Annotated in this window: 10 protein-coding genes and 1 pseudogene; 7 read left to right on the top strand and 4 right to left on the bottom strand. The window is 39.6% G+C overall.

Features of this window, described 5'->3' with window-relative positions:
- Positions 1-398: 398 nt before the first annotated feature.
- A complete protein-coding gene (locus ACKTT2_RS46985; RefSeq protein ID WP_407899732.1) occupies positions 399-2,084 on the top strand; it encodes a trypsin-like peptidase domain-containing protein in 1,686 nt (561 codons plus the stop codon).
- Positions 2,085-2,176: 92 nt separating this feature from the next.
- Positions 2,177-4,030, top strand: a complete 1,854-nt coding sequence (locus tag ACKTT2_RS46990) for a protein kinase domain-containing protein (RefSeq protein WP_407899734.1) — start codon at positions 2,177-2,179, stop codon at positions 4,028-4,030.
- Positions 4,031-4,161: 131 nt separating this feature from the next.
- Here the strand turns inward: ACKTT2_RS46990 and ACKTT2_RS46995 are convergent, their stop codons facing one another.
- Entirely contained in the window at positions 4,162-5,094 is a 933-nt protein-coding gene (locus ACKTT2_RS46995) for a hypothetical protein (protein ID WP_407899736.1), read from the bottom strand.
- Between the two features lie 127 nt (positions 5,095-5,221).
- On the bottom strand, positions 5,222-6,235 hold the full coding sequence (locus ACKTT2_RS47000; protein ID WP_407899738.1) for a CHAT domain-containing protein: 1,014 nt from the start codon (positions 6,233-6,235) through the stop codon (positions 5,222-5,224).
- A 914-nt stretch (positions 6,236-7,149) separates the two neighbouring features.
- On the opposite strand from ACKTT2_RS47000, the gene ACKTT2_RS47005 reads away from it, so the two are divergent.
- The 5 genes and pseudogenes from ACKTT2_RS47005 (at position 7,150) to ACKTT2_RS47025 (ending at position 12,832) form a co-directional block, all read left to right on the top strand.
- On the top strand, positions 7,150-8,625 hold the full coding sequence (locus ACKTT2_RS47005) for a protein kinase domain-containing protein (protein ID WP_407899741.1): 1,476 nt from the start codon (positions 7,150-7,152) through the stop codon (positions 8,623-8,625).
- A gap of 24 nt (positions 8,626-8,649) precedes the next feature.
- Entirely contained in the window at positions 8,650-10,185 is a 1,536-nt protein-coding gene (locus tag ACKTT2_RS47010; RefSeq protein ID WP_407899743.1) for an ABC transporter substrate-binding protein, read from the top strand.
- 407 nt (positions 10,186-10,592) lie between these two features.
- Positions 10,593-11,480 (top strand): annotated as a pseudogene (locus tag ACKTT2_RS47015) (ATP-binding protein); the annotation flags it as partial.
- Between the two features lie 34 nt (positions 11,481-11,514).
- Entirely contained in the window at positions 11,515-12,099 is a 585-nt protein-coding gene (locus ACKTT2_RS47020) for a Uma2 family endonuclease (protein ID WP_407899745.1), read from the top strand.
- A 148-nt stretch (positions 12,100-12,247) separates the two neighbouring features.
- Positions 12,248-12,832, top strand: coding sequence for a Uma2 family endonuclease (locus ACKTT2_RS47025; RefSeq protein ID WP_407899747.1), 585 nt, complete (start codon positions 12,248-12,250; stop codon positions 12,830-12,832).
- 104 nt (positions 12,833-12,936) lie between these two features.
- On the opposite strand, the gene ACKTT2_RS47030 is transcribed toward ACKTT2_RS47025, so the two are convergent.
- Entirely contained in the window at positions 12,937-13,746 is an 810-nt protein-coding gene (locus ACKTT2_RS47030) for an SAM-dependent methyltransferase (RefSeq protein ID WP_407899749.1), read from the bottom strand.
- Between the two features lie 46 nt (positions 13,747-13,792).
- Entirely contained in the window at positions 13,793-14,584 is a 792-nt protein-coding gene (locus ACKTT2_RS47035) for an ABC transporter permease (RefSeq protein WP_407899751.1), read from the bottom strand.
- Positions 14,585-14,603: the final 19 nt, after the last annotated feature.

Below are 14,603 nucleotides of genomic sequence, written 5' to 3' on the forward strand. Positions count from 1 at the left end.
ACTCAAATAAACCTTTTCTACCTTTTCAACTAAAGGACAGCTTGTCATAACCAAAATAATCAGAACTTGTATACTGTCATTGAATTCTAGTGTGTTCTAACGTATTGTTTTGGCAATCTATCTATTATTTAAGTAATATCGAACGTTAATTATGTATAAAATAATATATTTTTTAAGAAGACTGTTGATTCAACGTTAGTTTTAGCCTGAGATTAGATTACTAGTATTTCAAGTTTCTATCCCTCAACTGCATAAGCTGATAGTGCTGTTATCTAATAGAAACTTGTAGGCAAATTTCTCAGATGTGATACGGCTGAGGTTGGTTGTATCATCAAACTTCTATTAATGCGTAAGTCTCAATAGCGTTTCTAGCGATCCCAACTATAAAGACAGATAGTATGCGTAAACATCTTCTTGCCTTGCTTATTGCTCCTACTCTGATTCCATCTCAGGTTGTCTTTGCTCAAGACTCTCAGCCAAGTTTAAACCGGAAATTGGGAATGTACTCTAAGCCATCTGTAGTTCGTATCAAAGCTGCATGTTCTGGTCGTTTTACATATGAAGGACAAACTTATACATCTATTAAAGGTACTTTAGGTTCGGGATATTTTGTTAATTCCAACGGCTACATAGTAACTAATGCATATGTGGTAAAAGAAGTTAAAGACGGGGAAGAGCAATGTATGGATAACATTTCAAAGAACCTAGCTGATAAAATTAAAGAGTCTTATCGATACAAGCCAAACGAGGTAGACAAAGATATACAGAAACAGATAAAAGACTCATTAAAAAAGAAATCGGAAGACTTTGCGTTTTATCGCGATGTATTAATGCCAAATACTAAAGAGTCTTTTCCCTTTGAAACTAAGGAGTCAGGTAGCGCAAAAGGAAGTCAGGACGTTGCAATTATTAAAATTGAGACTAAAAATGCGCCAGTCCTTCAGTTAGGAGATTCCGACACCGTCCAGTTGTTGGATAATGTATTAGTCATTGGATATCCAGCTGCTGCGGATCTTGGTTCCGAACTAACAACACAATCAAGATATGAAGCTTCAGTGACTGAAGGGAAAGTTTCAAACACTAAAAAAAAGCTACAGAATAACGCTCCTGTTCTCCAAATTGATATGCCAAGTGCTGGTGGCATTACAGGTAGTCCTGTACTGAACAATCAAGGTCAAGTGATTGGCACGATTGTATTGGTGGGTGAGGCGAATCGGGGAGGTACTATCCCCTTTGCTATACCTACAAGTACAATTCAAGAATTTATTAGACGATCTGGTACTGTAAATGAGCAAGGCGTAATTGATCGTCGTTACCGTGAGGGTCTCGACTTATATTGGAAGCAAGATTACAGGGGAGCAAAAGCACACTTTGAAGCGGTTAAAGGACTTTTTCCGCAACACTCGGAAATAGATCAGCTCATTCGTGACAGCGAGCAAAAGATTGCTGAGAGATGGGATAAAACAGACTATAGTCCTTGGCTAATAGCTATTGGTGGTTTGATTGTTGGGATGTTAGTAGTACTCTTGTTTGTCTATTTCAGTAAACGGAACCGCTCTAGTTCAACTGAATTTGAGCCAGAAGCAGAGTATAGCCCAGTAGGAGTTCCTGTAGGATTTCCTGATGTTGAACAAAAGCCGGAACCACAACAAAAACGTCAACCACTACAGGTAATTCCCAATCGCGTTAGCAATATTTTCCACCCAACAACAGTGATAAGTACGCAATCTTATGTGGAACTAAAAAATCCACAGGGCGATGTGCGTAAATTGTATCTTCAAAAGGAGAAGTACCAAATAGGACGCGATCGCAACTGGTCAGATATAGATATTCCTGATACAGGATGGGAAGTTCTTTCCAGGCATCATGCTGTTATTAAAAAAGAAGGACAAAACTATCGAATTTACGACGGGGACGGTACGAATCCCAGCACAAATCGGATTAGGATTAATGGTGTACCTATTGACTCACAAGCAGGACATCTTCTCAAAGATGGGGATCAACTTAAGATAGGTCTAGATCCAAGTAACCAAGTTACCCTAACATATATCGATCCTGCAAGCCGAGAGTCTGTTGTGGCATAATCAAACAACTCGCGGTTATCACTAAATATTAAGTTCCAATAACTCCTCGCTTATCGATCGACCATGGAATTGTTGACGTTGCCAATACGATTATGAATGCACCTAAACCAGGCGATTTACTAGATAATCGTTACCGCCTAGTTCTCACTTTAGCAACAGGCGGATTTGGTCAGACTTATCTTGCTGAAGATACGCGCCGACCGGGCAATCCGATATGTGTTGTCAAACATCTTACACCTACGAGTAATGACCCAAGGTATTTGGAGAATGCAACACGTCTGTTCCTTACAGAAGCTCAAACTTTGGAAAGACTGGGCATAATACACGACCAAATTCCCCGTCTTTTAGCTTATTTTGAGGAAAATCGGGAGTTTTACTTAGTTCAAGATTGGATTGATGGGCATACTCTTAGTGATGAGCTTCAATCAGGTCAACATTGGTCTGAGACCAAAGTTTGTCAGATGTTCCATGAAGTCTTAAAGATTTTGCAGTTTATTCATGGTTTTGGGGTAATTCATCGAGATATCAAACCTGATAACCTGATTAGAAGACGGCAAGACGATCGACTCGTACTCGTTGATTTTGGCACTGTCAAGCAAATTCGCTCTCAAATATTAACCCCAGGTCAAATAAACGCCAATGCTACTATTGCTGTTGGGACACCAGGTTATATGCCAACAGAACAAGGTAGAGGTAACCCTCGCCCTAACAGTGATATTTATGCACTGGGTATCATTGGTATCCAAGCAGTAACAGGTCTGCATCCCACTCAGTTTCAGGAAGACAATGACACGGGAGAGATTATCTGGCGATCCTGGGCACAAATTAGTGAGGAGCTAGCTTCTATCATCACCAAAATGGTACGTTACCATTTTAAAGACCGCTATCAGTCTGCCACTGATGCTTTACAAGCCCTTGAACCACTCCTAACGAGAGTTTTGCCTGCTTCACCTCACTTGGGAGTAACTCGGTCTAGACAAACACCCGTAATACCCCAGCCAACGCAATTCTCATCCCAATCGTCTGGAAATCCAGTTACCGAACCCCAGCCAACGCAATTCTCATCTCAACCGTCTGGAAATCCAGTTACCGAACCCCAACCAACACAGTTCTCCTCTCAACCGACTGGAAATCCAATTATTGTCGAACCCCAGCCAACACAGTTCTCCTCTCAACCGACTGGAAATCCAATTATTGTCGAACCCCAGCCAACACAGTTCTCCTCTCAACCGACTGGAAATCCAGTTACCGAACCCCAACCAACGCAATTCTCATTCCAACCGACTGGAAATCCAGTTACCGAACCCCAGCCAACACAGTTCTCCTCTCAACCAACTGGAAATCCAGTTACCGAACCCCAGCCAACACAGTTCTCCTCTCAACCAACTAGAAATCCAATTATTGTCGAACCTCAGCCAACACAATTCTCATCCCAACCCTCTGGAAGTCCAATTATTGAATCTCAACCAGCACAGACTTTTGGAATGTCCACAATGCAACGTTCTGAAGAAGAGGATGAAGAGGATAGTGTAGCTTCATTCTCAGGGCTGTCAGTACCAAAAGAAGATTTACAATTAAGTTATACGCGATCGCTACAGCAAGCAGCTATCTTAGGAACTAGCAGTTGGTTACTGGCTATCTTTGTGGTAAGTATTTTAGGAACAATATGGCTCAGTGCTATATTTTGGCTGATTATTTTAGGAATTTTCATATTTAAATTTTTCATAAAAAAATATCCATTATTTGATAAATATTCGGTTTTTGGTATCGCTGTTATCTCATCAACAATTACGTTTTTATTTTTGCCTCACCATTTTTTATTAAAAGGTCTATTACAAGCAGGATTGCCGGGATTGTTAGTTACATTATTATTGGCTATATTTGCTGGAGTATTAGCCTTTATACTAATAATTTTATATCAGGTATTCGAGCAAAATCAAAATTAATCTTTATACCATGAATGATAAATAATTAGGCAAAAAATTATCGCTCATTTGTCTACAATTTCGTACCTATATGTCGCTCGTGGTACTTCCATCTGGAGTTAGTGAATCTAATATTGACACTGTGACTTCACCTATGCTCTATGACGTATTAAATTAAGCCATCCAATGATTACGATCGCTATCAGTATTCCAAACATGAACCCAATTAGCGGTCCCTGCTCCCGGAGCATATTGGAATTATACGCGAGCTTTCCAACCATTGTCCAACCAATAGCCACAGCAATCATTTTAATCGCTGAATAAATGAGAGATGTTTCCAACTGAATAGAGGGAGCTACTAACTTCAAGGCTAGCCAGCCACCCAACAAACCACTGCATATGCCACCAAGAAAGCCATATATAATCAAGACAGAGAGCATCTGATTGCTAGGTACATCAATTAGCGACTGACTAAAGTATCCAACAACAGACCAGATAATAACAATGAATACTAAGATAAACCATATTTTTTTGACAATAATAACAGTATATCTGACTGTATCGACGGATGGTTGAGCACTATTTTGCCGTCGCCTTGCTGGTGAATTTGGTCTGTTGTTTGTTGTTGTTTGTACTGATTTCGGTCTGTTACTTACTGGCGGCTGAATGTTTACTTGTCTTTGAATGGGTGGTTGGGAAGAAGTTGATTGAGGCGGCTGTTGAGAATTTTTTGGTACAGGAGACTGTTTCTTAGATTGCTCCCACTTATTAATAACATATTGAATAAAGTCCCGATCTTCTGGGGATAAGCCGATCTCGTACTCTCCTAACTCATTAATGTATTCTAATAGAACAACTAATCCTAGTTTTTTGGAATTTCCAGATATAATCTTAAATTTAGAAAGTTGAACAATAAGACTGGATACAAATTTATCTGTCGAGCAATCGAACGAAATTGAAGAACAATAGTTTCTCAAACTACAAATTGTGAGAAAATCAGAGCGTTCGGAAGCAGTTTGAAGTCCTGAAATCTTAGCTAAAATTCTTTGAAGTTGGACTTTTTCCTGAGCATTAAGAAAATCCATTGTTTGTCAGGTTCCATCGTTATTGATAATAACTTATTAAGTCCCAGTATTTTGGCATTTAAAAAATTTTCTCAATCTCCCTAATGATAGTATGATTTTTTACTTTTTTTAGAACTAACTGTGAAATTTAAGTTAAGTTTTGTTTATAAAGAACAGGTGTTAACTCTTCTGGTATATTTTCGAGTTGAAGTTCTACAAGACCAAACTCAAAGGCTCTTTCAATCGTTTCACCTGCACCGAGTGCTTTGTAAAAACCCACAGCAAAGGTAATAGCTGCTTTATCTCCAATAGCTTTATTCATAGCAACAACAAAGGAAATATGTTGAATGATTCCCCGTGCTTGGATCTCAGAATAACAGGCGTTCAGCACAACACAGTTAACATGATGCGACACCAGTTTAAACATTGCAGCTAAAGCTGTAGGAGCAACTGGGTTAGTTTCACCCAAATTATTTTCAAAGCACAGTTCACCCGTGTGAGTTCCATGTCCCGAAAAATGAACAATATGTGGTTTGAAATCTAAGAGGGCTTGACTGATATCTCCAGGTCGCGCTGATGTAATACTTTGTATCGTAAATGTATCTCTTAAATTACAGAGTCGCAGTCTTTCTCGGATGTCCCTTAATTCTTTACCCAACTGCAAGCTGGATGTATCACTAGGAGCTGCGGCTATAAATAGAATTTTGGTGGAATTGAGATTGTTACCTACTGTTTTCTTGTCAGTTGGTATACTGGTTAGATGTCTAGATGCGTATACGTCAATACCATTGCGAACCTTGAAAGCTTTAATGTTTTTCTGACCCCGCTCTATAAGTCGGTTAAAAAGGTCTAGCTCTTCATCAGACATCTCGTAATTTTCAGTTAAACCTAACTCAGTCAGGTAACTAAGAAATTTAACCATTGGATGGTAGTCTGGTTGCTTACTAGACATATGATGAGATTTAAATGCTGCCACTAATGACTGAGCTAAGGTGTTAGGTTGTGACTCAAGCCTCAAGTTACCGATGAAAGCAGAGCTAATCTCAGCATTCTTAAGAAGACTTCGGCGATCGCTAGCATTAGCCTCACTTGTTAGCACTTTTATCAATACCTTGGTTAAGGGTATAATTTCCTTCTGTTCCAAAAATACTTCTGGCTCCATTGCCTCTTAAAAGGGGTAAGTATGAAATGTACAATAACAAACTAAAATACAAATTTAATTCTCAGATTCTGGAATTATACGCCAGATATTTTTGTATAAATAGAATTTTTATACTAATTTTCTGTATGACTTACTCTAGTAGTAGAAGAGACATACACTCAATTACTCTAACCTTACTCAAAATATAAGTGAGTCAGCACAATTAAAGTTAGCTAGTGAGGAGCGTCATGAGGAATTTGTCATCCGTCATTGGTAACGGATTCTAGTGTATTTACATTTTGTAATATAGTTCGGTTTATTTGTACCTAGCTAGTTATACCGTTTTCAGATGAAGATGCTCCCGAAAAAACTCTACCATTTGTAGCATTTCTCCTTACCCCCCTTAATCCACGCCCTTACGGGTATGTGCAAGGCACACGCTAAGCGCAAAGCGCACGCTCCGCGAACGCGAACGCCACTCCTCTACGAAAGGAAACCTTTCTACAAGGGTGGACTCACCACTTGCTACAAGTCGCTTAACCCGCGATGGCGCAGTGGCTCCCCCTTATCAAGGGGGGAAACAGGAAATTTATTTTCCTCCCCTTTATAAGGGGAGGTTAGTCGGGGTAAAAATAATATGCAGCTTCATATTAAATTGGTATTAACAGTGGAAATAATAGCCCATTCGAGCGAGATCTTCTTAACGCGATCGCATTCTTAAAGACAAAGACGCTTTTGATAATGCATATTATAAGAGTGATGCTCGCAATCCAAAATGTAGCGATCGAGTTAGACTAACATATCATACTTCAAAGTTTTTATAAAAAATATAAATTTTTTATAAGAAAGTATCGCATAATAACATTGAATAGATCGTAAATAATTTGTAAAAATTATCCTTCGACTATGGAATTGTTGACGTTGCCAAAACGATTATGAATGCACCCAAACCAGGCGATTTACTAGATAATCGTTACCGCCTTATTCGCACTTTAGCAACAGGCGGATTCGGTCAGACTTATCTTGCTGAAGATACGCGCCGACCGGGCAATCCAATGTGTGTTGTCAAACATCTCACACCTACGAGTAATAACCCAAGGTATTTGGAGAATGCAACACGTCTGTTTCTTACAGAAGCTCAAACTTTGGAAAGACTGGGCATAATACACGACCAAATTCCCCGTCTTTTAGCTTACTTTGAAGAAAATCAAGAGTTTTACTTAGTTCAAGATTGGATTGATGGGCATACTCTTAGTGATGAGCTTCAATCAGGTCAACGCTGGTCTGAAACCAAAGTTTGTCAGATGTTCCATGAAGTCTTAAAGATTTTGCAGTTTATTCATGGTTTTGGGGTAATTCATCGAGATATCAAACCTGATAACCTGATTAGAAGACGGCAAGACGATCGACTCGTACTCGTTGATTTTGGCACTGTCAAGCAAATTCGCTCTCAAATATTGACCCCAGGTCAAATAAACGCCAATGCTACTATTGCTGTTGGAACACCAGGTTATATGCCAACAGAGCAAAGTCGGGGTAACCCTCGCCCTAACAGCGATATTTATGCACTAGGTATCATTGGTATCCAAGCATTAACAGGTCTGAATCCCATTCAGTTTCAGGAAGACGATGAGACAGGAGAGATTATCTGGCAACCCTGGGCGCAGGTTAGTGACGAGTTTGCTTCGATCGTAAACACAATGGTACGTTACCATTTTAAAGACCGCTATCAGTCTGCCACTGATGCTTTACAAGTTCTTGAACCAGTGCTAGCGGGAGTCATACCGACTTCACCTCAGTTGGGAGTAACTTCGTTTGAACAAACACCCACAGTACCGCAATTAAAACAAGTCTCTTCTCAACCTTCTGGAAATTCAATTACCATACCGCAATCAAAACAAGTCTCTTCTCAATCCTCTGGAAGCCCAATAGTTGACTCTCAACTAGCACCAGATTCTGGAAAGTCCGCAGTACAACATTCAGAAAAGAACAATAGTGTCTCTCCATTATCAAAGCTGTTAGTACCAAAAAAAGATTCACAATTTTATGCGCGATCGCTACAACAAGCAGTTATCTTAGGGTCTGGCAGTTGGTTACTAGCTATCTTTGTGGTAAGTATTGTAGGCACAGTATGGCTTAGTGCTATATTTTGGCTGATTATTTTAGGAATTTTCATATTTAAATTTTTCGGAAAACACTATCCATCCTTTGAGAAATATTCTGTTTTTGGTATTACTGTTATTTCATCAGCGATTACGTTTTTAATTGTGCCTCAAAGTTTTTTATTAAAAGGTTTATTAAGAGCGGGTTTGCCAGGATTATTAATAACACTATTATTAGCCATTTTTGCCGGAGCGTTTGCCTTTATAATCATAATTTTATATCAATTATTTGAAGAAAACAAAAAATAATTTTAATACTATTAATGACAGATAATGAAGCAAAAAATCCTTGAACATTTGTCTCTAATAGCTATAGCATTAGCAGTTATGCTTACTAGCGCTGTGTTTGTAAAAATTATTGAAAATACAACTTTTTCAACTACAGATAGTTTAGAAAATGCTTCTTCAACACCTGAAAGCACGCCCACTGCAACAAGTGAAAGCACGCCCACTGCAACAAGTGAAATCACTCCTACCATAACACAGGAAAATACTCCTGATGCATCACTTGTAGAAGACCGATTGAGTTCTGGAGAGAAAATTTTAGTAAAACAAGAGATAAGTGACACGGCTGATGGAGAGTTTTCATCTGCAAAACAGAGAGGAGTTGAGGCAATGGCGGGAGGTAATTATAAGCAAGCTATTGCTGAATTTGAAGCTGCCATTCAGAAATCTCCTAATGCTCCAGAGACTTTAATTTATTTGAATAATGCCAAAGCAGCAGATCTAGAACAGTTTGCTACTTCAGAAGCATTCACAATAGCTGTAGTCGTCCCGATTGGAAATAATCCAAATGGAGCTTTGGAAATGTTGCGCGGAGTTGCACAAGCTCAATATGAAGCAAATGAGGCTCAAGGCATGAATCAAGCACCAATTAAAGTCATTATCGCTAATGATGATGATGACCCTACAATTGCTCAACAAATTGCTAAAAATTTAGTCAACAATCCTAAAATCCTCGGTGTTATAGGTCATTTTTCTAGCGGCGCAACTCTATCAGCAGGAAGAGAATATAATGCAGGAGAATTGGTAGCTATTTCTCCTAACAGTACTGATTTTCAACTTTCAGATTTCAGTCGTTATGTTTTCCGCACTGTTCCTAGCGATCGCGTAGCAACAAAGTCATTAGCGCAATATATGCTGACGAAATTGAAAAAGCAAAAAGCAGCAGTTTTTTTCAATTCCCAAAGTACGTATAGCGAATCTCTCAAGATGAGTTTTGTTGAAGAAGTTATTGCAAATGGCGGACAAGTTGACCAAGATTTAGAATTTGATATGTCCGCTCCTGATTTCAGTGCTAATAGGAGTGTGGAACAAGCAGTTGCGAAAGGAGCACAGGTGCTGATGCTAGCAGCTAACACGACTATGCTCGACAAAACATTGCTTATTATCCAAGCCAATAACTCTCGGTTAAACCTTTTAGGAAGCGACGATGTATACACGTCAAAAATCTTAGCAGATGGTGGTAAAGCGGCAGTGGGTTTGGTAGTACCTGTGGCTTGGCACATCGATAGTCATTTAGAATCTGACTTTGCGCGTAAGTCTCAAGAACTCTGGCAAAGCCGAGTGAATTGGCGGAGTGCTATGTCTTACGATGCAACCCAAGCTCTCATAACAGCAATTAGGGGAAATCCTACTCGTTCTGGTATCCAACAAATGCTCTCAAGTTCAACCTTTTCTGCAACTGGTGCTTCTGGCGATATTAGGTTTTTGCCTTCAGGCGATCGTAGTAATTCATCGATTCAACTCGTAGAAGTTCGTCCGCAAGACGGTTCTGATAAAAGTTACAATTTCGTACCGATACGCTGAGCAAGTTAGAGACTTCCAAATAAAAAAATTTACATCTTTCTCTTGTGGTGCGGGCGTCTCGCCTGCCACCCAGATAGGACGGGCGAGGACGCCCGTTCCACAAAATGGTTAATTTATTTCTTGGAGATCCCTTAGTGTAGCACCAGAAGAGTTGGAACTTACCTTACGAGACACGCTTCAGATAAAATACACCTCACGTGTTATCAAGTTTATTCCAACAGCAAGTCCTAAACTTGACAACTACTGTAACAAGAAAAAGGTGGGGAATCCCCACCCTACTTGGCACCTTTACGTGAGAACAAAAAATCATTAATTGGGCGGATCTAATTTATTCACAACCGTAGCCTACAAAATCATTGGCGAACCTACAGCCAAACAGAATAACCATTGCACTCCCCAAAGCTTAAAGATTTCTACAATTGTTAGCAGAGGCGATTAATCAAAACTTTGAACCTATCCCCATTCGAGAATGGTTAGCGAAAACAGGGGGTGAATTGTTTGCTTTTCATCCTGAAGGCAATGGCGGTAAGCTCAAACCCTTGCGTTCTCTTAATCAGAAGCAGCTATGGCAAGCTTTTGAAATACTGATTGCCTTACCACAAAAGTTGGTAGAAGATACAGATAAGCAAGTGGTGTTGATATTGCAAAGTTTTCCACATATTCGTTCCTGGGATCGAAATGGTTTGTGGGAAACAACACTAAGACGAGAAATTAAACAGCACGATCGCGTAAGTTACATATTAGTTGCAACTATTGCTGAAATTAGCAATCACCCAGAAGAAAGTGATTATCCGTTAGATGTCGTGCAATTACCTCCTCTAGCAAAAGATTTCATGGCTGTTTGGGCGAGAGAGATGCTGCACGCTTCGGGATTGACATTTGATGCGAGGTCATCAGCATTGCAGTTATTTCTTGATGCGGTACAAGGACATATGGGCGATGCTGTGTCCCTCATTCGTCGCCTACAATCGTTTCACCACCCCGATGGTTTAATTACCGAACGCGATATACAGCTAGCAATTGAAGGGTTACTCAAAGATTTATCCATTGTTTTTGAGTCTTTGCTGATGTTACTTCCAGCTAATCAAGTGCATCTTTTAGAATGTTTGGCAACCGATCCTACCGAAAAACCTCAAAGTAAAGAGTATATTCAGAAACATGGTTTATCTAGAGGTGGCAGCCTTCAGGGTGCATTGTTAGGCTTACAGCACAAAGGCTTAATTTACGGTCAAGAAAAAGGTTATCGATTTGCGCTACCTTTACTGGCTTTATGGTTGCGCGAGCGGTTGATCTAAAATTTATGAAAGTGCAGTTAAGAAGGAAAATAAGATGCTTTCATCTCCTATTATTTTACAAATGCCCTCAGATTTGCACATGACAGATGAGCAGTTTTTCCAGTTCTGTCGGGTTAATCGGGACTTACGGATCGAGCGAAATCAATATGGAGAAATATCTATTATGTCCCCCACTGGTGGAACGACAGGCAATCGTAGCGGTAGCATATTTGGAGAGCTTTATATTTGGTCTAATCAAGATGGAACGGGTCTGTGTTTTGACTCTAGCACTGGATTTAAGCTATCAACAGGTGCAGAGAGATCTCCTGATGTTTCATGGATGAAAAGAGAACGATGGAATAGTTTATCGGAAGAACAGCAAGAAAAATTTGCCCCAATTTGCCCAGATTTTCTGGTGGAATTGCGATCGCCTTCCGATCCCCTTAAACCACTAAAAGAAAAGATGGAAGAATACATGAGGGAACCAGGTATACAATTAGGCTGGTTGATTGACCGCAAAAACCGCAAAGTTTATATTTATCGTCCAGGAATGCCAGAAGAGTGTTTGGATAATCCTGCTACTGTAAGCGGTGATTCTGTTTTGCCCGGATTTGTTTTAGACATGAGTAAAGTTTGGTAAGATGACGGCTTATAGTTGAATTTAGCGAACATGGATTTGATTGTGACAAAACAATATTGTTTCAATTCAAATTCTAAAATAGTGTGAGAAGCTCGTATTTTGATGACTTCTACCTCAAAAAAGTATAAAAAAATTTAGGAAATTTATTATGCTTTCATCTCCCATTTTTTTACAAATGCCCTCCGATTTACACATGACGGATGAGCAATTTTTCCAGTTCTGTCAGGTTAATCGCAATCTACGTATCGAGCGCAATCAATATGGAGAAATATCTATTATGTCCCCTGCTGGTGGAAAGACAGGCAATCGTAACTTTAACTTAGCTCTTCAGCTAGGATTTTGGGCAGAGCAAGATGGCACTGGTTTGTGTTTTGACTCTAGCACTGGGTTTAAGCTGTCAACAGGTGCAGAAAGATCTCCTGATGTTTCATGGATGAAGTTAGAACGATGGAACAGCTTATCAGAAGAACAGCAAGAAAAATTTTCTCCAATTTGCCCGGATTTTGTAGTGGAATTGCGATCGCCTTCCGATAACCTTAAACCACTAAAAGAAAAGATGGAAGAATATATGAGGGAACCAGGTATACAATTAGGCTGGTTGATTGACCGCAAAAACCGCAAAGTTTACATTTACCGTCCCGGAATGCCAGAGGAGTGTTTAGATAATCCTGCTACTGTAAGCGGTGATTCTGTTTTGCCTGGATTTGTTTTAGACATGAGTAAAGTTTGGTGAGAGGAGCGCTCATAAGTTACTACTGTCAGTTAAATCAAACTCAGGAACATCGTTTTGAGAATCGATATTATATAGATAATCACAGAATAGACTCAATACCTAACCTACTCTTTACTAGCTCTAACCCAAAAAGTCCGTTCCACATCAGGAACATTACGAGGACCATAGTTCATTGTAAAACGGTTAAAATCTGTATTTTCCTCCCCAGGGTGAATCACTGATGCTTTCCATCCGTAACTAGCAAATAACTCTTCTGGGTTGTCACATCCAAATTGCCAGTATTTACCTATAACAAATTCTTCCTGATAACGTCGTAAAAATTTCAGATTTGCCAAATCAGCACCTAGTTTGCTACCAGTGGCACTCAATTCTGAAATGCTTTTAAGCAAGTTGTGAGACTCTACCTCACTCAAGTACACTAAAAATCCCTCTAATAGCCAGACCGAGGGAATCTCTACATTAAATCCTTGAGCTATAAGCAAATCAAGCCAAGAAGACTTGGTTAAGTCAGCTGCGATTGTATGCCGATGACACATTGCTAAATTATCCTTAAGTATGAAGTCTTTTCTTGCCAATGCCTCTGGTTTGTCAACCTCATACAAGTGGACATTAGGTTTCCATGTTAAACGGTACGCTCTGCTATCCATTCCTGCTCCTAGGAGCACAACCTGACCAAATTCAGGTACTGAAGATACGAGAAAATCATCAAAAAAGCGGGTGCGGATGGTGATATAAGCCGTCGCGTTTTTTCCCAAAACTTTTTTATCTGGTTGTAGAAGCTCGAAACCTTCTGAACCTGCTAACTGGGCAGCAAATGGATCTTCAAATAGGCGATCGGGTCTTTCTGTTTCTAGGGCTCTAGCAGCAGCAGTTAAAGTGGAAGTTAGAAACACAAAATCTTTATTTTCAGCCATTTAATTTTCCTCATAGGTCAGTGAATTTAGCCGCATACCTCATCTCCTAAGCCCCCATTCCAGAATAACGCTTCAATCCACGCCGCCACAGCATACGGTTCAAACCGAGAAAGAACAAAATCCAACCTATCATTAACCAAAACCCTCGCCCAACATCCGTAGGTAAACCTATCAAGAGACTTACGGGAAAATTAATCATATAGGGAAACGGAGTACAAAGAACGATCGCTCTTACAGGTTCGGGAAAAACCTCTAGAGGTGCAATCATTCCAGACAGAAACAAGTAGAATAAAGACCAGAAATTCTCTATAGAACTAGCTCGTTCTGTCCAAAAAGCGAACATTGCAAAGGTATATTGAGTAATAAAGCGCAAAGCAAAAGCTAGTAGGACTGATATTAGAAAGAGCAAGAGGTTTGTTAAACTTGGTATCCAAAAAGCTTGAGGATAGATAATAAAGAAGACAATTAATAATAAAACCGAAAAAGGTAAACGAGCCGATCTTTCAGAAAGATGAGAAGCAACATGATGCCAAACTGGATCGATTGGTTGTAGCAATCGCGGTGAAAGTTTTCCTTCTACGACTTCCCTTTCAAATTCCCAAACAACCCATACAATTGTAATTTGCCTCACTAAGAAAACGGTGATAAAGTAACGAGCAAAATCTACAGGGTTTAAACTAAATTGTCCTCCTTGTGCTGCTTGTATCCAAACTCCCATAAGAATAATTGGTAAAGAGTTTGCCAGTACCCATAGCAGGAGTTCCGACCTATATTCAAGCATATAGGCATAGTACACGGAAAGAAACGTTAAGCTTTTTCTAAAATTTCTTTTTAGCATAGGTTTGGTTAGTTGTTGG

The organism is Scytonema hankhaensis NUACC26, from assembly GCF_045865695.1.
Taxonomy (GTDB): domain Bacteria; phylum Cyanobacteriota; class Cyanobacteriia; order Cyanobacteriales; family Nostocaceae; genus Scytonema.

Bases quoted from the DNA above. Each gene is read 5' to 3' on its own strand.
- ACKTT2_RS46985 (WP_407899732.1), top strand. From the start codon at position 399: ATGCGTAAACATCTTCTTGCCTTGCTTATTGCTCCTACTCTGATTCCA.
- ACKTT2_RS46990 (WP_407899734.1), top strand. From the start codon at position 2,177: ATGAATGCACCTAAACCAGGCGATTTACTAGATAATCGTTACCGCCTA.
- ACKTT2_RS46995 (WP_407899736.1), bottom strand. From the start codon at position 5,094: ATGGATTTTCTTAATGCTCAGGAAAAAGTCCAACTTCAAAGAATTTTA.
- ACKTT2_RS47000 (WP_407899738.1), bottom strand. From the start codon at position 6,235: ATGGAGCCAGAAGTATTTTTGGAACAGAAGGAAATTATACCCTTAACC.
- ACKTT2_RS47005 (WP_407899741.1), top strand. From the start codon at position 7,150: ATGAATGCACCCAAACCAGGCGATTTACTAGATAATCGTTACCGCCTT.
- ACKTT2_RS47010 (WP_407899743.1), top strand. From the start codon at position 8,650: ATGAAGCAAAAAATCCTTGAACATTTGTCTCTAATAGCTATAGCATTA.
- ACKTT2_RS47020 (WP_407899745.1), top strand. From the start codon at position 11,515: ATGCTTTCATCTCCTATTATTTTACAAATGCCCTCAGATTTGCACATG.
- ACKTT2_RS47025 (WP_407899747.1), top strand. From the start codon at position 12,248: ATGCTTTCATCTCCCATTTTTTTACAAATGCCCTCCGATTTACACATG.
- ACKTT2_RS47030 (WP_407899749.1), bottom strand. From the start codon at position 13,746: ATGGCTGAAAATAAAGATTTTGTGTTTCTAACTTCCACTTTAACTGCT.
- ACKTT2_RS47035 (WP_407899751.1), bottom strand. From the start codon at position 14,584: ATGCTAAAAAGAAATTTTAGAAAAAGCTTAACGTTTCTTTCCGTGTAC.